18 protein-coding genes are annotated in these 21,934 nt (G+C 67.1%); 17 read left to right on the top strand and 1 reads right to left on the bottom strand.

Translation table 11 applies throughout. The annotated features are described in order from the left end of the window. The first annotated feature begins 88 nt into the window (after positions 1–88). The 12 genes from H6A23_RS03070 (at position 89) to H6A23_RS03015 (ending at position 13,906) form a co-directional block, all read left to right on the top strand. A complete protein-coding gene (locus H6A23_RS03070) occupies positions 89–448 on the top strand; it encodes a cyclophilin-like fold protein (protein WP_204830731.1) in 360 nt (119 codons plus the stop codon). A gap of 21 nt (positions 449–469) precedes the next feature. Next, complete coding sequence (locus H6A23_RS03065) at positions 470–1,225, top strand: carboxymuconolactone decarboxylase family protein (protein WP_286165769.1); 756 nt, start codon at positions 470–472, stop codon at positions 1,223–1,225. Positions 1,226–1,259: 34 nt separating this feature from the next. Beyond that, positions 1,260–1,679 carry a cupin domain-containing protein gene (locus H6A23_RS03060; RefSeq protein ID WP_204830730.1) on the top strand — a complete coding sequence of 140 codons (420 nt, stop codon included), beginning with the start codon at positions 1,260–1,262 and terminating at the stop codon, positions 1,677–1,679. Between the two features lie 9 nt (positions 1,680–1,688). Further along, entirely contained in the window at positions 1,689–2,714 is a 1,026-nt protein-coding gene (locus tag H6A23_RS03055; RefSeq protein ID WP_286165768.1) for an aldo/keto reductase, read from the top strand. An 11-nt stretch (positions 2,715–2,725) separates the two neighbouring features. Continuing rightward, a complete protein-coding gene (locus tag H6A23_RS03050; RefSeq protein WP_204830729.1) occupies positions 2,726–3,697 on the top strand; it encodes an AEC family transporter in 972 nt (323 codons plus the stop codon). 19 nt (positions 3,698–3,716) lie between these two features. After that, a complete protein-coding gene (locus H6A23_RS03045) occupies positions 3,717–4,607 on the top strand; it encodes a MurR/RpiR family transcriptional regulator (protein ID WP_204830728.1) in 891 nt (296 codons plus the stop codon). A 199-nt stretch (positions 4,608–4,806) separates the two neighbouring features. Continuing rightward, positions 4,807–6,693, top strand: coding sequence for a beta-glucoside-specific PTS transporter subunit IIABC (locus H6A23_RS03040; RefSeq protein ID WP_204830727.1), 1,887 nt, complete (start codon positions 4,807–4,809; stop codon positions 6,691–6,693). An 89-nt stretch (positions 6,694–6,782) separates the two neighbouring features. Continuing rightward, positions 6,783–8,195, top strand: a complete 1,413-nt coding sequence (locus H6A23_RS03035; RefSeq protein WP_204830726.1) for a glycoside hydrolase family 1 protein — start codon at positions 6,783–6,785, stop codon at positions 8,193–8,195. Between the two features lie 525 nt (positions 8,196–8,720). Next, positions 8,721–10,883, top strand: coding sequence for an NAD-dependent DNA ligase LigA (ligA, locus tag H6A23_RS03030; RefSeq protein WP_204830725.1), 2,163 nt, complete (start codon positions 8,721–8,723; stop codon positions 10,881–10,883). A gap of 408 nt (positions 10,884–11,291) precedes the next feature. Further along, positions 11,292–12,059, top strand: coding sequence for a tyrosine-protein phosphatase (locus tag H6A23_RS03025; protein ID WP_204830724.1), 768 nt, complete (start codon positions 11,292–11,294; stop codon positions 12,057–12,059). Positions 12,060–12,068: 9 nt separating this feature from the next. Beyond that, positions 12,069–12,938 (top strand): MurR/RpiR family transcriptional regulator, encoded by an 870-nt coding sequence (locus H6A23_RS03020; protein ID WP_204830723.1) that lies wholly within the window; start codon positions 12,069–12,071, stop codon positions 12,936–12,938. Positions 12,939–13,066: 128 nt separating this feature from the next. After that, positions 13,067–13,906, top strand: coding sequence for a histidinol-phosphatase HisJ family protein (locus H6A23_RS03015; protein WP_204830722.1), 840 nt, complete (start codon positions 13,067–13,069; stop codon positions 13,904–13,906). Positions 13,907–13,989: 83 nt separating this feature from the next. On the opposite strand, the gene H6A23_RS03010 is transcribed toward H6A23_RS03015, so the two are convergent. Then, the gene (locus tag H6A23_RS03010) at positions 13,990–14,844 is read right to left on the bottom strand and encodes an AraC family transcriptional regulator (protein WP_204830721.1); all 855 of its coding nucleotides are present in this window, start codon (positions 14,842–14,844) and stop codon (positions 13,990–13,992) included. 423 nt (positions 14,845–15,267) lie between these two features. On the opposite strand from H6A23_RS03010, the gene H6A23_RS03005 reads away from it, so the two are divergent. From H6A23_RS03005 to H6A23_RS02985, 5 genes are all read left to right on the top strand, one after another. Next, positions 15,268–16,383, top strand: coding sequence for an ABC transporter ATP-binding protein (locus tag H6A23_RS03005; protein ID WP_204830720.1), 1,116 nt, complete (start codon positions 15,268–15,270; stop codon positions 16,381–16,383). Between the two features lie 18 nt (positions 16,384–16,401). Next, on the top strand, positions 16,402–17,691 hold the full coding sequence (locus tag H6A23_RS03000; RefSeq protein WP_204830719.1) for an ABC transporter substrate-binding protein: 1,290 nt from the start codon (positions 16,402–16,404) through the stop codon (positions 17,689–17,691). Positions 17,692–17,703: 12 nt separating this feature from the next. Continuing rightward, entirely contained in the window at positions 17,704–18,573 is an 870-nt protein-coding gene (locus H6A23_RS02995) for a carbohydrate ABC transporter permease (protein WP_087322934.1), read from the top strand. Beyond that, positions 18,573–19,430 carry a carbohydrate ABC transporter permease gene (locus tag H6A23_RS02990; RefSeq protein WP_087322930.1) on the top strand — a complete coding sequence of 286 codons (858 nt, stop codon included), beginning with the start codon at positions 18,573–18,575 and terminating at the stop codon, positions 19,428–19,430. The genes H6A23_RS02995 and H6A23_RS02990 overlap by 1 nt, the downstream gene beginning before the upstream one ends. A gap of 160 nt (positions 19,431–19,590) precedes the next feature. After that, positions 19,591–21,783 carry an alpha-galactosidase gene (locus tag H6A23_RS02985; RefSeq protein ID WP_204830718.1) on the top strand — a complete coding sequence of 731 codons (2,193 nt, stop codon included), beginning with the start codon at positions 19,591–19,593 and terminating at the stop codon, positions 21,781–21,783. Positions 21,784–21,934: the final 151 nt, after the last annotated feature.

The following is a 21,934-nucleotide window of genomic DNA, read 5'->3' as shown; positions in this document are numbered from 1 at the left end:
CGATATTCGATATAAGCAATTGTAGCTCAACTTCCCACGACGGAGAATGTGTAAAGGGGGCAGGAACTTTTGCACGCGGGAGGCGGACGTGAGGGTTGAGCTGCGGATAGGCGAGGTTGCCGTGCCGGTTGAGCTGGACGGATCCGCCGCCTCGCGCGCGCTTGTCGCCCGTCTGCCGCTGGAGCTCCCCATGAGCGTCTCGAGCGTGGGGTGCTGCGGCCAGCTGCCCTTCTCGCTGCCGCATCCCGCCACCGACGTTCACCCCGGCTGGTGCGACGGAGACCTCAACTACAAGCCCGAGGGCGACTGGCTCGCGCTCTTCTTCGATGACGAGGAGAACTCCGCGCGCTACGGCGGCCAGGTCACGCTGGGCCGCGCGGCGGGCCCGCTCGACGCGCTGCGCGACCTCTCGGGAACCCACGACGTTCGCATTGATTCGAGCAAATAAGCGACTGAGAGAGGAGCAGCCATGACAGACACGGCAGGCACGAAAGGCGCGGGCGCGCTGGCCTGCGGCATGGCGCAGCTGGCGCCGACGGACCCGGAGTTCGCGGAGCGCCTCGCGTACTTCGCGGGCGAGGAGGTCCCCGGCGAGCCCGCGGCCGAGCTTCCGGCGCGCGAGCGCTACCTCGCGGTTCTGGCGGCGCTTCTCGGCTGCCAGGGCGCAGAGCAGTTCCGCGCCACGCTGGCCGAGGCGCTCGACGCCGAGGCCGTGACCCCCGTCGAGGCCCGCGAGGTCGTCTACCAGGGCACGGCGTACCTGGGCATCGGCCGGACCCGCCCGTTCTTCTCGGCCATGAACGAGGTCTTTGCCGAGAGGGGCGTGGGGCTCCCGCTGCCCGCGCAGGGCACCACGACACTGGAGACCCGCGGTGCCGCCGGCAACCAGAAGCAGGTCGACTACTTTGGCGGGCACATGCGCGAGAGCTGGAAGACCGGCCCCGCCGAGCGCGCGACGGTGAACCGCTGGCTCGCGGAGAACTGCTTCGGCGACTACTACACGCGCGGCGGTCTTTCGGACCTGGACCGTGAGATGGTCACGTTCTGCTATCTCGTGGCGCAGGGCGGCTGCGAGCCGCAGGCCACCGCGCACGCCGGGGCCAACCTCAACCTCGGGCGCGCGAAGGACTTCCTGTATCGCGTGGTCATGCAGATCCTGCCCTACATCGGCTACCCGCGCAGCCTGAACGCCCTCACCTGCATCGACAACGCCGCGCAAAAGTGACAGGCACTTTTGCGCGCCCAGCAAAGGAGAAACTATGAGCGAGAAGAACGACTTCACCCCGATGTTCGGCCTGGGCAACCCCAATGACGCGTACGCCCAGTACTTCATCGGCAACTCGTACCTTAAGCCTCTGACCAATGCCGCGGAGTGCGGCGTGGGGCTTGCCAACGTCACCTTCGAGCCGGGCTGCCGCAACAACTGGCACATCCACCACGCCGACAAGGGCGGCGGGCAGATTCTCATCTGCACGGACGGCCGCGGCTGGTACCAGGAGTGGGGCAAGGACCCGCAGGAGCTCACGCCGGGCACCGTCGTGGTTATCCCCGCCGGCGTGAAGCACTGGCACGGCGCCGCGCGCGACTCCTGGTTCTCCCACATCGCCTTCGAGGCGCCGGGCGAGAACTGCACGAACGAGTGGCTTGAGCCCGTCACCGACGAGCAGTACCCGGCGTAGGTGAGCTCTATGGCAGACATGACCTACACGACGCTCGGACACTCCGGCATCCGGATTCCGCGGCTGTGCCTCGGCGGCATGAGCTTCGGCGCGCCCTCGGCGGACTTCCACCAGTGGACGATCGGCCCGGACGAGACGCGCGCGGTGATTGCCCGCGCGCTCGAGCTGGGCGTGAACTTCATCGACACGGCCAACTGCTATGCGCACGGCACGAGCGAGGAGTACATCGGTGCCGCCCTACGCGAGCTGGGCGTGCCGCGCGACCAGGTGGTTCTCGCCAGCAAGGTCTTCTTCAACGAGGGAGGGCTCTCGCGCGAGGCGATCAACCGTGAGATTGACGGCACGCTCGCGCACCTGGGTACGGACTACCTGGACCTCTACATCATCCACCGCTTCGACTATGAGACGCCAATCGAGGAGACCATGGAGGCGCTCGACGCCCTCGTGCGCGCGGGCAAGGTGCGCGCCCTCGGCGCGAGCGCGATGTACGCCTACCAGCTCCACAACATGCAGGTCGCGGCCGTCCAGAACGGCTGGACCCCGTTCGCGAGCATGCAGTGCCACTACAACCTGCTCTACCGCGAGGACGAGCGCGAGATGATCCCCGTCTGCCGCCAGTTCGGCATGGCGCTCACGCCCTACAGCCCACTCGCGTCCGGGCACCTGTGCCGCCCCACGTGGGACTCCGCGTCCAAGCGCTCGACGACCGACGCCACGATGCGCAACAAGTATGACGCTGACCGCGAGCGCGACATGCCCATCGTCGCGCGCGTGGCCGAGCTGGCAGAGCGCCGCGGCGTCCCCATGTCGCGCATCGCGCTCGCCTGGCACTGGGCGCGCGGCGTGGAGGCGCCCATCGTGGGCTGCTCCAAGCCCGGGCGCGTGGACGACGCGGTCGCCGCGCTCGACGTGACACTCACGGCAGGCGAGGTCGCCTACCTCGAGGAGCCCTACGTGGCGCACGAGCTCGTGGGCCCGGCGGCCCGCCCCGGCGAGAGGCCCCTCGCGGGCACCACGAACCCCAACGCAAAGTAGGCCGGCCGCGCATGGACACCCTCGCCGTCATCGGGAGCATGGGCTCGCTCGTGCTCGTGACGCTCATCGGCTACGCTGCGGCACGAGCGGGCTTTCTCACCTCGGAGGTGCGCCCCAAGCTCTCGGCGCTCATCTTCAACGTGACCCTGCCGTGCACGATTCTGGCGTCGGTGGGCGAGGTCGACAGCTCGGCGGGTACCGAGCAGATCACCTGGTCGTTCGTCCTTGGCGCGGCGATCTTCTTCGTGATGCTCGCCGCGGCCGCGCTGGCGTGCCTCGCGTTGCGGGTGCCACGTGACGAGCGGCCGCTCTACCTCTTCATGGGGGTCCTCACCAACACCGGCTTCATCGGCTTTGCCGTGCTCGAGTCGCTCTTTGGGGGCGGGTCGGTGTTTCTCGGGAGCATCTTCATCGCGGTCTCCAACGTCTTCCTCTACAGCATCGGCGTCGGGGTCCTGACCTCAGGCGGCGAGAAGAACGTCGAGAAGAACGGCGAGAAGAACGTGGCCTCCGCGCGCTCTTCTCGCCTGGCGGGCATGCTCAGGAACGTCCTCAACGTCCCCATGGTCGCGAGCGTCATTGCGCTTGTCGTGTTCTTCTCGGGCGTGTCGCTGCCCGGCCCGGTGGCCCAGGCCGTCGACATGGTGGGCGGCGCGACGTCACCCCTGGCCATGATGCTCGTCGGCCTCGCCATCGCCGAGGCCGACCTGCGGCGGGTTCTGGGCAACGGGCGCCTCTGGGGCTTCTCGGCCATACGCTTTCTGCTCGTGCCTGCAGCGTGTTATCTGCTGCTTGTCCCGATGGTGCCGGACCCGCTCTCGCTTGGGGTCTTCATCGTGATGCTTGCCATGCCCACAGGTTCGATGGCGGCGGCGATCGCCTCCGCGTACGGCCGTCCCGGCGAGCTGCTCTCCCAGGGCACCATCGTCTCCACCATCGCGTCGTTCGTCATCGTCCCCGTGCTCATGGCGCTCATGGGCTGACCCACGAAAGCGAGTCCCCATGTATCTCGTCCATCGTATCGAGGAAGTCGCCGCCACCTATGACGACTCGCGCCGGACGCTCGCCGAGTACGCGCTGCGCGAGCATGCCCGGCTCCCCGAGCTCACGATCGCCGACGTCGCACGCGAGACCTACACCTCAAAGGCCTCCGTCACGCGCTTTGCCAAGGCGCTCGGCTTCGACGGCTGGCGCGACTTCATCCGCGAGTTCGTGCGCGAGGACGCCTTCGAGCGCCAGCACGCGGCTGACGTGGACGTGAACTTCCCGTTCACGGCGCAGGACTCGGACGCGCGCATCCTCGAGAACATCGGCAACCTCATGGCCGAGTCCGTGGCCGCCACCTACGCGCAGCTCGATCGCGGGATGCTTGCCATGGCCGTGCGCCATCTCCAGCGAGCCGGGCGCGTATGGGTCTTCGGGCGCACGCCCAATCACTACTGCGGCGAGTCCTTCTGCCGCAAGCTCCTCGCCATCGGCAGGCAGGCGACGGCGGTGAGCCCCGGGGAGATGGGCATCGTGGCGCGCAGCCTTGGCCCGGACGACTGCGCGATCATCATCTCCTACTCGGGCAACAACGCCGACGCCAACCCCATGGCGCAGGTCGGGGCAATGATTGCCAACCGCGTGCGGCTCATCGTGCTCACGAGCGGCGGCAACAACTACCTGCGCAAGACCGTCCCGTGCGTACTCACCATCGCCTCGCGCGAGCGGCTGTACTCAAAGATCGCCAACTTCTCCACGGAAGAGTCGGTGAGCTATCTCCTGAACGTCCTGTTCTCCTGCTACTTTGCCCGTGAGTACGAGAAGAACCTCCAGACCAAGCTCGTCGGCGGCCACGCGCTCGAGGAGGAGCGCCTTGCCGTCCTCAAGGAGATCTCGGAGCGGCGCTGAGACGTCCCGCCGCTCGCCGACGTCCCGTCCTGGCGAGCGGCAAAGTTTCATCCCGTTTCACGTTCCGGGCCGCCCGCCCTTCTCGCCGCGAAACCTCGTTCCATCGTCTCCGGAAACTATTGAGCCCATTTACCAGCGCTTTTATTGTCTCCCTCAACACGGTGCGGCACGGGTCGCGCCACGATTGCAAGGAGGGACCATGTCCAAGAAGTACGAGGGGCTGGCGCGAGACATCGTGCGGCTCGTGGGTGGGAAGGAGAACGTGACGCAGGCGTACCACTGCCAGACGCGCCTGCGCTTCACCCTCGCCGACGAGGGCAAGGCCGACGAGGAGGCCATCAAGGCGCACGACGGCGTCGTGGGCGTCATCCACGGGGCGGGCCAGTTCCAGGTGTGCATCGGCCCGCACGTCGCCGACGTCTTCGAGGAGGTTGAGAAGCTCGTCGACACGGGCGAGAAGGACGCCGAAGCCCCTGCGGAGAAGAAGGGCGCCTTCGACCGGGTGATCGACTTCGTTGCCGGAACGTTCCAGCCCATCATCCCGGCCCTCTCCGGTGCCGGCATGGTCAAGGCCGTGATGGCGCTGCTCACCACCTTCGAGCTCATCAGCACGGACTCGCAGACCTACCAGATGCTCAACATCTTTGCGGATGGCGTGTTCTACTTCCTGCCGATCCTGCTCGCCTTCACCGAGGCCCAGAAGCTCAAGTGCAACCCGGTTCTCGCCGCCGGCGTGGCCGCGATGCTGCTTCATCCCAGCTGGAGCGCGTTTGTCTCCGCGGCCGAGCCGGTGAGCTTCTTTGAGGTCATCCCATTCACGCTGGCCTCCTACGGCTCCAGCGTCATCCCCATCATCCTGGTCGTGTTCGTCCAGTCCTTCGTGGAGAAGTGGCTCAACAGGCATGTCCCCGCGTCGGTGAACCTCGTCTTCGTCCCCATGCTCACGTTCCTGGTCATGGGCACGCTGGCCTTCTCCGTTCTCGGCCCCATCGGCTATATCGTGGGCGAGTGGCTCTCCATCTTCTTCACGTTCCTTGCCGAGAACGCCGCGTGGGTCCCGGCCGTGCTCATCGGCGGCCTCTGCCCGGTGATGGTCATGTTTGGCATTCACAACGGCATCGCCCCGCTCGGCCCCATCCAGATGGCCGACCTCGGCTACGACTCCATCTGGGGCCCCGGCAACATCGTCTCCAACATGGCCCAGGCCTCGGCCGGTCTCGTGGTGGCGCTTCGCTCCAAGAAGGACCGCAAGGTGGCAATGCCCGGTGCCATCACCGCCTTCATGGGCATCACCGAGCCCATCCTCTACGGCACCAACCTGCCCAAGAAGTACCCGCTCGTGGCTGCGATGATCGGCGGCGCGTGCGGCGGCCTCTATGCCGGTCTCACGCAGACCCACCGCTTTGCCACCGGCTCCGGCGGCCTTCCCGCGGTCCTGCTCTACATCGGCGACGGCACCATGCAGCACCTGATCAACATCATCATTGCCATGGTCATCGCCGTGGTGGTCTCCGGCGGGCTTACCTTCGTGCTCTTTGGTCGCTTCGAGAGGGATGACGAGCCCGCCGCTGAGAAGGGCGGGCTCCCCGAGCCGACCGCCTCCGCCGAGCCGGCCCCGGCGCCCGCGCTCGCCAGCGGCACGCTCGTGGCGCCGATCGCCGGCGAGGTGCTCCCCATGGAGAGCTGCTCCGACCCGATCTTCGCCGGCAAGGGCATGGGCGACGGCTGCGTGGTCGTGCCCGCGGATGGTGCGCTCGTCTCGCCCTGCGCCGGTACCGTGAGCCTCGTCGCGGACACCGGCCACGCCGTGGGCCTCGTCTCCGACCAGGGCGCCGAGATTCTCATCCATATCGGCATCGACACGGTGAACCTCGGCGGCAGGCCCTTCACGGCGCACGTGGCCCCCGGCGACCGCGTGAGCGCGGGCCAGCCGCTCATGGACGTCGACCTGACGCAGATCGAGGCAGCCGGACTTTCGACGGAGACCATGGTCATCGTGACCAACACGCCGGACTTCTCCGCCATTGCCACGACGGCCTCCGGTACCGTCGCCGTTGGCGACGAGCTTCTGGACCTTACGGTCTGATTCAAAGGGGGCGACCCCCTTTGAGCCACCGTTCTTCTCGCCAAGAGGCGCCCCGTCCCCGGGCGGGGCGCCGCAGAAAAGGAGCAACCATGTTCTACAAGGACCTCAAGCCGTTCCCTGAGGGCTTTCTCTGGGGTGCCTCAACCTCAGCCTACCAGGTCGAGGGCGCGTGGGACGAGGACGGCAAGGGCATGAGCCTGCAGGACCTGCATGAGCCGCCCGCCGGCGTCACGGACTTCAAGGTCGCGAGCGACCACTACCATCACGTGGGGGAGGACGTGGCCCTCATGGCCGAGCTGGGCCTCAAGGCGTATCGCTTCTCCATCAGCTGGGCGCGCGTGGTGCCGGACGGATTTGGCGAGCCCAACGAGGCGGGCCTCGCGTTCTACGACCGCCTGATCGATGCCCTGGTGGCGCACGGCATCACGCCGGTGGCCACGATGTTCCACTTTGACCTGCCGCTCGCGGTGCACGAGCGCGGGGGCTGGGCCAGCCGCGAGTCCGTCGACGCCTTCGAGCGCTACGCGCGCCTGATCTTCGAGCGCTACGGCGACCGCGTGAAGCACTGGCTCACCATCAACGAGCAGAACGTCATGGTGATCCACCCCAACGCGATGTATCCCGCGGCGATGGGCGTGCTGCCGGAGAAGAAGAGCCTCTACCAGCAGAGCCACAACATGTTCGTGGCGAGCGCCAAGGCCACGCTGCTGCTTCACCAGATGTGGCCGGACGCCAAGATCGGCCCTGCGCCCAACATCACGGCCATCTATCCTGCCACGTGCGACCCGGCGGACGTGGTGGCGGCTGACAACTGGGAGTCCATCCGCTGCTGGAACTATCTCGACGTGGCGTGCTTTGGCCGCTACAACCCCATCGCGTGGGCGTACATGGTCGAGAAGGGGGTGGCTCCGGAGTTCGCCCCCGGCGACGCGGAGCTTCTCTCTGCGGCAAAGCCGGACTACCTGGGCGTGAACTACTACGCCACCGCGACCGTCGCGGCCGCGCGCAACGACGGCACCGACTGCGCGCCGCGTGCCGGCGACCAGCAGGTCATGCTGGGCGAGGAGGGCGTGTATCGCTCGGCGGCCAACGAGCACCTCACGGCAACCGAGTACGGCTGGATCATCGACCCGGTGGGCATGCGCACTACGCTGCGCCGCGTGGCGAGCCGCTACGGGCTGCCGATTCTCATCACCGAGAACGGCCTCGGCGCGCGCGACGAGCTCACGGCCGACGGCCACGTGCACGACCCGTACCGCATCGACTACCTGCGCCGCCACTTCGAGCAGGCCCGGCTGGCGCTGAGCGACGGCGTGGACCTCATCGGCTACTGCCCGTGGAGCTTCATGGACTTGGTGAGCACGCACCAGGGCTACAACAAGCGCTATGGCTTTGTCTACGTGGACCGCGGCGAGGACGACATCCGCTCGCTCGCGCGCATCCCCAAGGACAGCTTTGCCTGGTACCGGCACGTGATCGAGACCAACGGGGCCGAGCTGTAGCGCTTGGCCGGACCACGCCCGCCTCGCGCCCGCCCCGGGCCGTCGCCCTCCGGACGGCCCGGGGCGCATCATCGCTCTTTGTGAGGGAAAGGGGGCTGCCCCCCTGGCCCATAACCTGTTCCAAATCATTTGCAAGAAAAAACACGTCCCCAATTGGCAGGTCGCGTGCGCCCGATCCCGGTTGCCCGGGGCCGGGCGCGCCCGGCGCCTGGTCGGGAGCTCTCGTTCCAAAGGAAGCTGCCATATTTCCCATGAAGTGCACCGGATTTTGCCCGAGGTGCTTTCCGATGCGCTGCCGGCGCAAGAGAAAGCGCAGGTCAGAATGATTTTATAGATGATATACCGCCACGTACGCTGCCGGCGCGGTGCACTTCACGGCATTTTTGGCACTCTTGAAGCGGGCTGCGGGGCAGGGGGTGGCCCCAGCCCCCAGGTTGTCCGGTCTCCCGGGATTCGCGCCGCGCCAACTGCTCCCTGCGCTACCATTGAGGGCCGAGAAACCCGGTGCCCGCAGGAGGGAAACGCATGGCAGACGAGAAGAACGTGCAGGTCCAGACGTCGCTCTTCGGGGATGGCGCCTCGACGGGGCCCGCGGCGGCCGCGGAGCCGGCGACGACTCCGCGCGCCCGCCACGCCGAGCTCAACCGCATCCTCAGCCACGCCGCCTACGCCTACTACGCGCTTGACGACCCCGAGATGACCGACGCCGCGTTCGACCGGCTGCTTCAGGAGCTTCTCGCCCTGGAGGCCGCGCACCCCGAGCTCGCGGGCCCCGAGTCCTACACGCAGCGCGTGGGCGGCTACGTCTCCGAGCAGTTCGAGCCGGTGACGCATGCCGCGCGCATGTACTCGATGGACGACGCCATGGACCTCGCCGAGCTGGACGAGTGGCTCGCCCGCACGGACGAGGCGCTCGGTGCCACGCCGGAGCGGCCGGTGGCCTACACCTGCGAGCTCAAGATCGACGGCCTCGGCGTGGCGCTCACGTACCGCGACGCCCAGTTCGTGCGCGCCGCCACGCGCGGCGACGGCACGACGGGCGAGAACGTCACGGCCAACGTCCTCACGATCGGCGACATTCCGCGCGCCCTGGCCCCCGCCGGCCTCGCGCGCCTGGCCGACGGCGGTCTCGGCCGCTCCGTCGAGGTCCGCGGCGAGGTCTACATGCCGCGCCACAGCTTCCAGCGCCTGAACGAGGACGCGGACGCTGCGGGCACCGCGCCCTTCGCCAACCCGAGAAACGCCGCCGCGGGCAGCCTTCGCCAGAAGGACCCCAAGGTTACGGCCCATCGCGACCTCGAGACCTTCATCTACGCCGTGGCCGACGAGGCGCCCATCGACGTCCACACCCAGCACGACTTCCTCCAGTGGCTGCGCGACTGCGGCTTCTCCGTGAACCCGCACTTCAAGTGCTGCACCTCTGCCGCCGAGGTGCGCGCCTACTGCGAGCGCGCCCTCGCGCACCGCGATGACCTCGACTACGACATCGACGGCGTGGTCGTGAAGGTGGACTCCTTCGCGCAGCAGGAGGCGCTCGGCTTCACGGCGCGCGCCCCGCGCTGGGCCATCGCATTCAAGTTCCCGCCGGAGGAGAGGCGCACCGTCCTGCGCGAGATTCGCGTGCAGGTGGGCCGCACCGGCGTGCTCACGCCCGTCGCCGAGTTCGACCCCGTGACCGTGGCCGGCTCCACGATCGCCCGCGCGACGCTCCACAACGTGGACGAGATCGCGCGCAAGAACGTCCGCGTGGGCGACACGATTGTGGTCCACAAGGCCGGCGACGTCATCCCCGAGGTCGTGGGCCCCGTGCTGGAGCTGCGCCCCGAGGGCGCGCCCGAGTTCCACATGCCAGAGACCTGCCCCTCCTGCGGCAGCCCCGTCGTGCGCGAGGAGGGCGAGGTCGCCTACCGCTGCGTCTCCATCGACTGCCCCGCGCAGGCCACCGAGCGCCTCATCCACTGGGGCAGCCGCACGGCCATGGACATAGACGGCCTCGGGGACGAGATCGTCTCCCGCATGGTGGAGCAGGGCCTTCTCGCCGACGTCGCCGACTTCTACGACAAGCTCACCGAGGACGCGCTCGCCGAGGTCTGGACCGGCCGCCAGGCCGTGGACGGCTCGGACATCGTGATCGGTCCCGTGATCGCGGCCAAGGTCATGGCGCAGGTCGTGGAGTCAAAGGGCCGCGGCCTCGCGCGCGTGCTCTTTGGCCTGGGCATCCGCCACGTGGGGGCCGCGGTGGCGCGCCAGCTCGCCGCCCACTTTGGGAGCATGCAGGCGCTCGCCGCCGCCACCGAGGAGGACATCGCCCAGGTCGACGGCATCGGTCCCAAGATTGCCGCCAGCGTGCGCGAGTTCTTCTCCATCGAGAAGAACGTGGCCGTGGTGGAGCGCCTGCGCGAGGCGGGCGTGGTCCTGGAGGAGGAGCGCCGCGAGCCCGAGCGCCCGCAGACGCTCGCGGGGCTCACCTTCGTGCTCACGGGCACGCTCGAGCGCCTCAAGCGAAACGAGGCCAAGGCCGCGCTCGAGGCCCTCGGCGCCAAGGTCACGGGCTCGGTCTCCAAGAAGACGAGCTACGTGGTGGCGGGCGCGGCGGCGGGCTCCAAGCTCACCAAGGCCCAGTCCCTCGGCGTGCCCGTGCTGGACGAGGCCGCGCTCGAGCGCATCCTCGAGACCGGCGAGGTCTGACGCCGCCGGAGGAGCTGCCCTCGAAGGAGGGGGCGGAGGCTCGCCGGCTTCGCGCGGGCGCGCGCCGCCGCCCCTTCCCGTGCGTTGTCAAAAACGAGGCCATGGCAGTTTCCGGCCTACGGGTGTTGTCGTTTGGGGGTTGTGGCAGCTGCGGTGGGGCGTCAACCGGCTGTTCTTCTCGGCATGTTGCGGGATTTGGGGTTATGGCAGGACACTCAGTGCCATAACCCCAAATTCGTTGACGCCGGCCGGCCGAAAAATGCCACAACCCGCAATCCCGCAACATGCCAAGGAGGGCGCGCCGCCGACGACCCGCCTGACGTCACAGATGGCGCACGCCCGGCCCCTTACGCGAGCGTGACGGCGGACTCGTATAATGTGGCGCCGGGCAACCCGGAAAGGACGCACATGATGGATGCCACGCACTGCGACGCACGACCCCAGCACGGCCTCATTGACTTCGAGGGCCTGCCCAACACGCGCGACCTGGGCGGCCTTCTCACCGCGGACGGCCGCCGCGTGCGCCCCGGGCTGCTCCTGCGCTCGGGCACCCTCTACTTTGCCACCTCGGCGGACTGCCGGCGCCTCATGGAGGACTATCACCTGCGCTGCGTGGTGGACCTGCGCGGCGAGGACGAGCTCGTCGAGTTCCCCGACCGCATGGAGCGCATGCCGGGCGTTCGCTACGTGCATGCCGACGTGCTGCGCAACGCGATCGCCGGCATCTCGCAGAGCGCCGAGGCGCGCGCCCAGCTCGAGGCCGCCCGCGCGGACGAGGATGACCCGGCGCGCTTTATGGAGCTGGTCTACCCGCACATCCTGCTGGGGGAGTCCGGCATCGCGGCCTATCGCACCTTCCTGCGCTGCGTCCTCGAGGCTGCGGACGGCGCGGTCCTGTGGCACTGCCACGTGGGCCGCGACCGCTGCGGCATGGCGAGCATGCTGGTGGAGGCCCTTCTCGGCGTGCCCATGGAGACGATGGAGGAGGACTACCTCGCCACCAACCTCTACACCGACGTCCCCTCCGACGAGCGCACGGCCGCAAACGTCCGCTTCATCCGCGCGGCGGTGGCCGCGGTGATGCGCGAGTTCGGCGGCATCGAGGGCTACGCGCGCGAGGCGCTGGGGCTCACCGACGCCGACCTCGCCGAGCTGCGCGGCCGCTATCTGGAGTAGGGGGCGATGATGAACGTGCTCACGCGCATGCGGCTCGAGGAGACGCTCTCAGAGGGCGAGCGCTCGCTCGCCGAGGTCCTTCTCGCCGATCCGGAGCTTGCCCTGGGGGAGAGCGCCAAGCAGCTCGCCCGCCGTGCGCACGTCTCGCAGGCGACGGTCTACCGGCTCTGCGAGAAGCTCGGCTGCGGCGGCCTCGCCGATCTCAAGGTCAGGATCGCCGCCGCGCTCCCGGCGTTTCGCGGTGAAAACGCGGGCGTGGACGTGAACTTCCCCGTCCGCGCGGGGCAGGGCGGGCGCCAGGTGGTGGCGGGCATAGAGCGCGACCTCGCCCAGACGCTCGCCGCGACGGCCAACGTGCTCGACCCAGACGAGCTCGACCGCGCGGCGGCCCTCGTGCTCTCCGCCAGGCGCGTCGTCGTGCTCGCCACGGCGGGCAACGCCGCCTTCGCCCAGAACTTCCGCTTCCAGATGGCTGAGGTCGGCCGCATGGTCAGCGCCCCCGTGGACGAGTACGAGCAGCGGCTCGCGGCCTCCTCGGCGAGCGAGGAAGACGTCGTGATCATCGTCTCCTTCGGCGGCCGCGGGTTTGTGGCCCCCTCGGCGGCCGAGCTGCTCTCGCGTCGCGGCGTCCCCGTCGTTTTGGTGGCCTCGGCCGGCTCCACGCCGCTCGACCGCTTCGCCACGGTCAAGCTGGCCCTCTCGCCGCAGGAGGACCACGTGCGCAAGGTCTCGCCCTTCGCCACGGGGATGTCGCTGCTCTTCGTGCTCGACGCCCTCTTCGCATGCGTCTTCGTGGAGGACTATGACGCCAACCTCGCGCGCAGGCTCTCCTACTACGAGGGCATCGTCGCCACGGGCGGCTGCACCGGCGGCCGCTGAGCGAGGCGGCGTGGCATGTTCTTCTCGCCGCGAGGCGGTGGAGGGGCGCGGGGGCGAGAAGAACGTCCAAACTCCGCGCGTCCCCTGCGGGCGCTGGTATCCTCGCCTCACAGGAGAAAGGAGACCGCATGCTCGCCGACTACCACGTCCACACCGGGTTCTCGGACGACTCGACGTACCCGCTTCGCCAGGTGGCGCTCGACGCGGTGCGCCTCAACCTCGACGAGGTCTGCTTCACCGAGCACGTCGACTACGGCGTGAAGCCCGAGTGGAACCAGCCGGACGGCGCCCGCTTCGAGGACGGCCATCCGGTCACCAACTGCCCGTACGTGCCCTATCTCACCGAGCTCGACCGCGTTCGGGAGGAGCTGGGGGACCGCATAACCCTGCGCGCGGGCCTTGAGCTTGGCGTGCAGTCCTCCACGGTCAAGCAGAACCACGCGCTCGTCCGCACCCTGGGCGAGCGGCTCGACTTTGTCATCTGCTCCATCCACCAGGTGGACAACCGCGAGTTCTGGAACGGGGACTACCAGCGCGGCCGCACCCAGGAGGAGATCAACCGCGCCTACTACGAGGAGCTGCTCGCGGTGGTGGAGTGCTTCCGCGACTACACGGTCCTCGGGCATCTGGACCTCATCCGCCGCTACGACCCGTTTGGCGACTACCCCTTCGAGCGCGTGCGCGACCTCGTGGCGGCCATCCTGCGCCGCGTGATCGACGACGGCAAGGGCATCGAGGTCAACACTTCGGGCATCCGCTACGGCCTCGGCGGCTTCCAGCCCTCCCGCCAGGTCCTCGAGCTCTACCGCGACCTCGGCGGCACCGTGGTGAGCGTGGGGTCGGACTCCCACCGGCCGGAGCACCTGGGCTCCTACCTGCGCCTGGCCTACCGCGAGCTCGAGGAGCTGGGCTTTGCGGGCGTGTGGACCTTCGAGCGCGGGGAGGGGACCCTTCGCCGCTTTGCGTGAGGCTGCCGGCGGGTGCGGTTAGCCATGCGGGGCCGTTGCGCTCTTCTCGCCAAGTCGCGCCGGCCGCGCCGGTCGCGGCCGCGTCACACGTGCGCGTTCTGGCGGCGCCACTCGCGCGGGGAGACGCCGTACGCGCCCTTGAAGGCGCGCGAGAAGTGCAGCTGGTTGGGGTAGCCCACCGCACGTCCCACCTCGCTCACCGGCAGGGCCGTGAGCTTGAGGAGCTCGGCCGCCTTGGACATGCGGTACCCGATGAGGTACTGCTGCGGGGACTTGCCCGTCGCCTGCTTGAAGACCTTGCCGAAGTAGCTCCGGTTGAGGCCCGCGCGCCGGGCGATGTCCTCGACGGTGATGTCGTCCTGGTAGGACTCCTTCACGAAGTCGATCGCCTCGCGGATGTAGAACCCCTGGATCTTGCTCGGGGGCTGCTCGGCCACGCGGTCGGCGGAGCGCAGCAGGTAGTCGAGGAAGAGGTAGGTGTGCCCGATGAGGTGCAGGGCCGAGGCGTCGCGGTTGGCGACGAGGTAGCGCATCTCCTCGACCATGCGGTCGCGCAGCTCGCTCGAGAGCGAGCGGTAGACGGGGGAGGAGTCGGTGAGCCCCGCGAGCTCGAGCTCGTCGCGCACGTGGATGCCGTCGAACTCCACCCAGATGTACTCCCAGGGGTCGTCGAGGTCGGCGACGTAGGTGTTCACCTGGTTGGGGAAGATCAGGAAGCCCTCGCCCTCGCCGAGCCTATGGTCGCTCTTCGCCCCGGCCTCGCTCGTCGACATGAGCAGGCCGCGCCCCGAGATGATGTAGTGGAAGAGGAAGTGGCTGCGGCGCGCGGGGCCGAAGGCGTGGCCAGGCTCGCAGGACTCCCGCCCGTACTGGTAGGGCATGAGGTCGACGTAGTGGGCCTTCGGGAACGTCGAGAACTCGAGGTCGTGGCTGGGCATGGGCGCCCCCTGTCTTCTGGCCCGGCGTGCTCGGCGCGGCACCGGAGATTTACCTATGTCGTATTATGCATGGTTTCACGCATTCTGTATATACGTGAAACGTCAAAAAGGCGCATTAAGATAAGTGGAGATTAGCGAAACTGGAATCGATTCCCGGTCAGGGAAACTGAACGCATGCCTATTTACCTGCGGTTTTGTAAAACGCACCTGCCGCTTGCCCGCCAAACGCCCCCGCTCGGCGAAACGGTGAATTAATTGTGAATAGAAATGAGCAAGTGTCTACCTGCAAAAACACGCAAAAGGAGATAAAACATACCATTGAGAACATATTTTAGCGCAAAAGTAGCATCCTACAATAAGCTCATCGTAAGGTGGGGCCCGGGTCGTCCCCGCAGGCGGCCGGGCAGGGAGAAAGGGTTCGCAATGGCGAGTCTCTCACTTGAACACATTGGGAAGAAGTACCCCAACGGCTATGAGGGGGTGAAGGACTTCAACCTCGAGATCGCGGACAAGGAGTTCATCATCTTCGTCGGCCCGTCCGGCTGCGGCAAGTCCACGACCCTGCGCATGATCGCCGGCCTCGAGGACATCACCTCCGGCACCCTCAAGATCGACGGTCGCGTGGTTAACGACGTCGAGCCCAAGGACCGCGACATCGCCATGGTCTTCCAGACCTACGCCCTCTACCCGCACATGACCGTGTACGAGAACATGGCCTTCCCGCTCAAGCTCCGCAAGGTCGACGCCAACGAGATCGACAAGGCCGTCCGCGAGGCCGCCCGCATCCTCGACCTCGAGAAGCTCCTCGACCGCAAGCCGTCCGCCCTCTCCGGCGGCCAGCGCCAGCGCGTCGCCATGGGCCGCGCCATCGTCCGCGCCCCCAAGGTCTACCTGATGGACGAGCCCCTCTCCAACCTCGACGCCAAGCTCCGCGTCCAGATGCGCGCCGAGATCTCCAAGCTCCACGACCGCCTCGGCGCCACGATCATCTACGTCACGCACGACCAGACCGAGGCCATGACGCTCGGCACCCGCATCGTCGTCATGAAGGACGGCGTCATGCAGCAGGTGGACACCCCCACCAAGCTCTACAACGAGCCCTGCAACCTCTTCGTCGCCGGCTTCATCGGCTCGCCGCAGATGAACTTCATCGACGTCCAGGTGAGCGAGAAGGGCGCGGGCGTGGCCCTCACCTTCGGCGCCAACACCATCACCCTCACCGGCCCCAAGGCCGACGCGCTCAAGAAGGGCGGCTACGTGGGCAAGGTCGTCATCATGGGCATCCGCCCGGAGGACGTCGTCGAGGAGCACGAGTACGCCGAGGGCCGCACCCTCTCCGAGTCCTTCCCGGCCAACGTCACGGTCTACGAGCTCCTGGGCTCCGAGGCCATGATCTACGCCGACGTCGACGGCGGCCAGATCTCCGCGCACCTCTCCGCCGCGAGCACCGTCCGCACGGGCTCCAAGATCAAGTGCGCCGTGGACCTCGCCAAGATCCACCTGTTCGACAAGCAGACCGAGCTGGCCATCGCCCACTAGGGAAGGAGGGCCTCACCTATGCAGAAAAGAGCACTCACACGTCGCTCGTTCATCGGGCTCTCGGGCGCGGTCGCCGCAGGACTTGCGCTCACGGGCTGCGATGGGGAGCGCTCCGACGGAAAGACCGAGATCGAGTTCGTCTCGTACAAGCGCGAGGCAGTGAGCATCTTCGAGGCGCTCATGGCCAAGTTCAACGAGTCCAACGATCACATCTACCTCAACTTCACGAGCCCCAACGACGCCGTCACCATCATGAAGACGCGCTTCGTCCGCGAGGACTACCCTGACGTCGTGGCCATCGGCGGCGACGCCTCCTACGCGGACTTCGTGGACTCCAACATCCTGGCCGACGTCTCCGGCTACCCCGGGATGGAGAAGGTCCAGCCGGCCTACCAGGAGATCATGAAGAGCGTCACCTACGTCCCGATGGACGGCATCTACGGCGTTCCCTACATCGCCAACGCCGCGGGCATGCTCTACAACAAGGACATGTTCGCCGAGAAGGGCTGGGACCTCCCGGAGACCTGGGACGAGTTCATCGACCTCTGCGAGACGATCAAGGCCGAGGGCGAGGTCCTGCCGCTCTACCTTGGTTTCCTCGACACCTGGACGATCCTCTCGCCGTGGAACTCCATGCTCGTCGAGCTGGTCCCGTCCGACCACATCCGCAAGGTCAACGCCGGCGAGGCCAAGTTCGCGGACTACTACCGCGAGCCGGCCGAGAAGCTCCTCAAGCTCCTCGACTACGCCGAGGACGGTCCGATGGCCTACAGCTACGAGGACGCCTGCACCGCCTTCGCGCGCGGCCAGTCCGCGATGTTCCCCTGCGGCTCCTTCGCCGTGCCGCAGATCCTCTCCGCCAACCCGGAGATGAACATCGGCCTGTTTGCCATGCCCGCCTGCGACAACCCCGACGACCGCATCATCGTCTCCGGCGTGGACCTCTGCTGGAACATGCTGGCCGCCAAGGAGGAGCACCGCGACCAGATCTACGAGGTCATCGACTTCCTCAACGAGCCGCAGAACCTCCAGACCTACTGCGACGACCAGAAGGCCATCCCCTGCATCGAGGGCGACTTCACGCTCGACCCGCTGTTCGACGACATCCAGGACTTCCTGGACGAGGGCAAGGTCATCGACTACCCCGACCACTCGTACCCCTCGGGCATGGCCTGCGACGCCCAGCTCCAGGCGTTCCTCCTCGACAAGGACGTCGACGCGTTCCTCGCCAACTGGGACAACCTCTGGCAGCGCTACAACAAGACCGTCATCCGCAAGTACGCGGAGTACATGGCGACTCAGGGATAAGGAGGGAGACACATGGCAAGTATCGCCGCTTCAAAGGCGGGCTCTGACAGGAACCGCACCTTCCTCGCAATCCTGATTCCGGTGCTCGTCCTGTTCATCGCGTTCAACACGATTCCGCTGCTCACGGGCTTCTTCTACAGCTTCACCGACTCCAAGGGCTACGGCGCCTTCGAGATCGTGGGCGTGCAGAACTACATCGACCTGTTCCAGGACGCCCGCGTGGGCAACTCGTACCTGTTCACGTTCAAGATCTCCGTGGTCTCCACGATCCTCGTCAACGTGATCTCGCTCATGCTGGCCATCGGCCTCTCGAGCAAGATCAAGTTCAAGAGCGCCCTGCGCGGCATCTACTTCGTGCCCCGCATCCTCGGCGGCCTCGTCGTCGGCTACGTGTTCAGCTACTTCTTCACCTACATCGTCCCGGCCATCACCGGCACCGAGTCGATGCTGGCGAGCAAGGAGTGGGCGTGGGTGGCCATCGTCGTGGTCCTCGTCTGGCAGGCCTGCGCGCAGACCACGATCATCTACATCACCGGCCTCTCCTCCGTTCCCGAGGACGTCTACGAGGCGGGCGCGCTCGACGGCGCGACCGGCTGGGACAAGTTCCGCTACCTGACCTTCCCGCTCATCATGCCGTCCATCACCACGAACATGGTCCTCGTCATGAAGGACATGCTCATGACCTTCGACCAGATCGTGGCAATGACCTCCGGCGGCCCGGCGCAGTCCACTGAGTCCATTTCGTACCTCATCTACCAGAACGGCCTCAACAACAGCCAGTTTGGCTTCCAGTGCGCCAACGCCGTCATCTTCTTCATCGTCATCGCCGTGATCTCCATCGCCCAGACCAAGTTCCTGAACAGTAAGGAGGAGCAGCTCTAATGGCTAACAACACTGTTCCTACCAAGGTCAAGGAGCGGGTCAACTGGCCCATCACCATCCTGCTCATCATCGGCCTCATCACCATCATCTTCCCGCTCTACATGGCCGTGGTCATCGCCTTCAAGGACCCCTCCGAGATGACCAACGACATCGCGGGCATCCTGTCGCTGCCCTCCACGTGGTCCCTTGACAACTTCATCGAGGCCATCCAGGTTACCGACTTCTTCAACTCGTTCCTCAACTCGCTCATCATCACCGTGGCGGCCGTCGTGATCTCCGTCCTGGTCCACAGCCTCGCCGCCTACGCGATCGGGCGCAACATGGACTCCAAGAAGCTCTTCAAGGCGTCCTACTACTTCATCGTGGCCGGCATGTACGTGCCCTTCGCCATCCTGATGATGCCGCTCGTCAAGCAGACCGCCATCCTGCACCTGGACAACATGGTCGGCGTCATGGTCCTCTACGTCGTGTTCTACATGCCGATGAACATGATGCTCTACACGGGCTACCTGAGGAACATCCCCACGGCCCTCGAGGAGGCCGCCCGCGTGGACGGCGCCTCCACCTGGACCACCTACTGGAAGGTCATCTTCCCGCTCATGAAGCCCATGCACGCCACCGTCGCCGTCATCACCGGCCTCGCCGTGTGGAACGACGTCATGACCCCGCTCGTCATCATGGGCGGCTCGGGCGTCAACACCCTGCCCCTCGCGCAGATGAACTTCCAGACGGCCTTCGCCACGAACTACAACCTGGCCTTCGCGTCCTACCTGCTGGCCATGCTCCCCATGATCATCTTCTACATCATCGCGCAGAAGCAGATCATCGGCGGCGTCACCAACGGTGCCGTGAAGTAGCCCAGCTCCCCTGAGCGGGTAACGAAACGTTCCCCCTGGCGCCCGGAATCCATGCATTTTGTGATGGGTTCCGGGCGTCCCCTGAACCGATTCCAAGACCTCGCGCCATGCGCTACACTCTGCCCGAACTTTTATGCGATGAGAGAAAGCGAGGAGCCACATGCCCCTTTCGTACGATGCCCCCGAGCGCATCTTCACGCTCTCGACCGAGCGGACGACCTACCAGATGCGGGTCGACGAACACGGCTACCTGCTCCATCTCTACTACGGCGCCAAGACGTCCGCCAACACGTCCTACCTCATCACCTACGCTGACCGCAGCGGCATGTGCGGCTGCCCGCACGACGTGGCGGACCGCACCTACTCGCTCGACGTCCTGCCGCAGGAGTACCCCTTCCAGGGCGCCGGCGACATGCGAAGCCCGCTCCTCATGGTGCGCGGCGCCGACGGCACCTTCGGGTGCGACCTGCGCTACAAGTCCCACGAGCTGCGCGACGGCAAGTACGGCCTGCCGGGCCTGCCCGCCGTCTACGACGAGGGCGAGAAGGACGGTGCGCAGACCCTCTCGATCACCCTCGCCGACGAGCGGATCGGCCTCGAGGTCGAGCTCCTCTACGGCGTCATGCCCGCCTGCGACGTCATCACCCGCGCCGCCGTCATCAGAAACGTCGGCGAGGGTCGCCTTACGGTGGAGAAGGCCCAGACGGCCTGCCTCGACTTCGTGACCGGCGACTTCGACGTCATCACCTTCGATGGCCGCCACGCGATGGAGCGCCGTCCTTCTCGCCACGCCGTGGGCAACGGCTCCTTCAGCGTGGGCAGCCGCCGCGGCATGTCCTCCAACCAGTACAACCCGGTGATGGTCCTGTGCGACCACGCCGCCACCGAGACCTCCGGCCGCGCCTGGTCCATGAGCTTCGTCTACAGCGGCAGCTTCCTCGCCGAGGTCGAGCGCGACCAGTACGAGCAGACCCGCATGCAGATGGGCCTGGCCTCCGACCTCTTCTCCTACCCGCTCGAGCCCGGCGAGCAGCTCGTGGCGCCCGAGGTCATCATGACCTACTCCGAGGCGGGCCTCGAGAAGATCTCGCACAACCTGCACCGCTGCATCCGCGAGCGCGTGTGCCGCGGCCCCTGGCGCGACTTCCCGCGCCCCGTGCTCATCAACTCCTGGGAGGCCTGCTACTTCGACTTCACGGGCGACAAGCTCGTGGAGCTGGCCAAGAAGGCGGCCGACCTCGGGCTCGACATGCTCGTCATGGACGACGGCTGGTTCGGCGCCCGCAACGACGACCACCGCGGCCTCGGCGACTGGAAGCCCAACATGGAGAAGCTCGGCGGCTCCGTGGCGGACCTCGCGCGCCGCGTGAACGAGGTGGGCCTGGGCTTTGGCATCTGGGTCGAGCCCGAGATGGTGAACGAGGACTCCGACCTCTTCCGCGAGCACCCCGACTGGGCGCTCGCCATCCCGGGCAAGGCCCCCGTGCTCGGCCGCGACCAGCTCGTCTTGGACCTCTCGCGCGCCGACGTGCGCGACAACCTCTTCGAGCAGCTCTGCGCCGTGCTCGACCAGGGCGGCATCGAGTACGTCAAGTGGGACTACAACCGCTCGATCGTGGACGTGCACTCCCGCGTGGCCACCGACCAGGGCAAGGTCCTCTACGACTACATGATCGGCCTCTACGACCTGCTCGAGCGCGTCCGCACGCGCTACCCGGAGCTGCTCATCGAGGGATGCTCCGCGGGCGGCGGCCGCTTTGACGCCGGCATGCTCTACTACACGCCGCAGATCTGGACGTCCGACAACACCGACGCCCGCAACCGCCTGGAGATCCAGTACGGCACCTCCTTCGGCTACCCGTGCTCGGCGGTGGGCGCGCACGTCTCCGCCTGCCCCAACGAGATCACCGGTCGCACGGTGCCCCTGGGCGCGCGCGGCACCGTGGCCATGGCGGGCGGCGCCTTCGGCTACGAGCTCGACCTCATGGACCTGCCCGACCGCGCCTGCGAGATCATCCGCACGCAGGTCAAGACCTATCGCGACATCGAGCACCTCGTCCGCAAGGGCCTCTTCTACCGCCTTTCCGCCCCCAAGTACTCCGACGTGGCGGCGTGGGAGTTCGTCTCCGAGGACGGCTCCGAGGCCCTCGTCTGCGCCGTGGTCACGCGCGTGGACGGCTACGCCAAGGCCAACTACGTGGTCCCGCGCGGCCTCACGCCGGGCGCGACGTACCGTATGGTGAGCAACGGGCTCGAGTTCTCCGCGGACGCCCTCATGGACATGGGCCTGCCGCTCACGGTGCCCAACTCACCGTACGAGAACTTCATGTACCGCTTCGAGCGCGTGGACTAGTCCTGACCTGACAAGAGTGCCGGGGTCGTTTGTCATGTTTTTCATGACAAACGACCCCGGCCCCTTTGTCAGCACACCTCCGGCCCCACGTTCTTCTCGCCGCTCTCGCTGCGTCGCCAAAACCTGCCGCGACTGGGTGGCATCCTTGATG

Origin of the sequence: Olsenella uli (assembly GCF_016900775.1) — a bacterium.
GTDB lineage: Bacteria > Actinomycetota > Coriobacteriia > Coriobacteriales > Atopobiaceae > Thermophilibacter > Thermophilibacter uli_A.
This window is presented reverse-complemented; position numbering and strand designations above follow the sequence as displayed.

Coding starts and splice junctions, on each gene's coding strand:
- H6A23_RS02995 (WP_087322934.1), top strand. CDS start 17,704: ATGGCAAGTATCGCCGCTTCAAAGGCGGGCTCTGACAGGAACCGCACC.
- H6A23_RS03000 (WP_204830719.1), top strand. CDS start 16,402: ATGCAGAAAAGAGCACTCACACGTCGCTCGTTCATCGGGCTCTCGGGC.
- H6A23_RS03015 (WP_204830722.1), top strand. CDS start 13,067: ATGCTCGCCGACTACCACGTCCACACCGGGTTCTCGGACGACTCGACG.
- H6A23_RS02985 (WP_204830718.1), top strand. CDS start 19,591: ATGCCCCTTTCGTACGATGCCCCCGAGCGCATCTTCACGCTCTCGACC.
- ligA (WP_204830725.1), top strand. CDS start 8,721: ATGGCAGACGAGAAGAACGTGCAGGTCCAGACGTCGCTCTTCGGGGAT.
- H6A23_RS03045 (WP_204830728.1), top strand. CDS start 3,717: ATGTATCTCGTCCATCGTATCGAGGAAGTCGCCGCCACCTATGACGAC.
- H6A23_RS03050 (WP_204830729.1), top strand. CDS start 2,726: ATGGACACCCTCGCCGTCATCGGGAGCATGGGCTCGCTCGTGCTCGTG.
- H6A23_RS03040 (WP_204830727.1), top strand. CDS start 4,807: ATGTCCAAGAAGTACGAGGGGCTGGCGCGAGACATCGTGCGGCTCGTG.
- H6A23_RS02990 (WP_087322930.1), top strand. CDS start 18,573: ATGGCTAACAACACTGTTCCTACCAAGGTCAAGGAGCGGGTCAACTGG.
- H6A23_RS03060 (WP_204830730.1), top strand. CDS start 1,260: ATGAGCGAGAAGAACGACTTCACCCCGATGTTCGGCCTGGGCAACCCC.
- H6A23_RS03035 (WP_204830726.1), top strand. CDS start 6,783: ATGTTCTACAAGGACCTCAAGCCGTTCCCTGAGGGCTTTCTCTGGGGT.
- H6A23_RS03025 (WP_204830724.1), top strand. CDS start 11,292: ATGATGGATGCCACGCACTGCGACGCACGACCCCAGCACGGCCTCATT.
- H6A23_RS03005 (WP_204830720.1), top strand. CDS start 15,268: ATGGCGAGTCTCTCACTTGAACACATTGGGAAGAAGTACCCCAACGGC.
- H6A23_RS03020 (WP_204830723.1), top strand. CDS start 12,069: ATGAACGTGCTCACGCGCATGCGGCTCGAGGAGACGCTCTCAGAGGGC.
- H6A23_RS03055 (WP_286165768.1), top strand. CDS start 1,689: ATGGCAGACATGACCTACACGACGCTCGGACACTCCGGCATCCGGATT.
- H6A23_RS03065 (WP_286165769.1), top strand. CDS start 470: ATGACAGACACGGCAGGCACGAAAGGCGCGGGCGCGCTGGCCTGCGGC.
- H6A23_RS03010 (WP_204830721.1), bottom strand. CDS start 14,844: ATGCCCAGCCACGACCTCGAGTTCTCGACGTTCCCGAAGGCCCACTAC.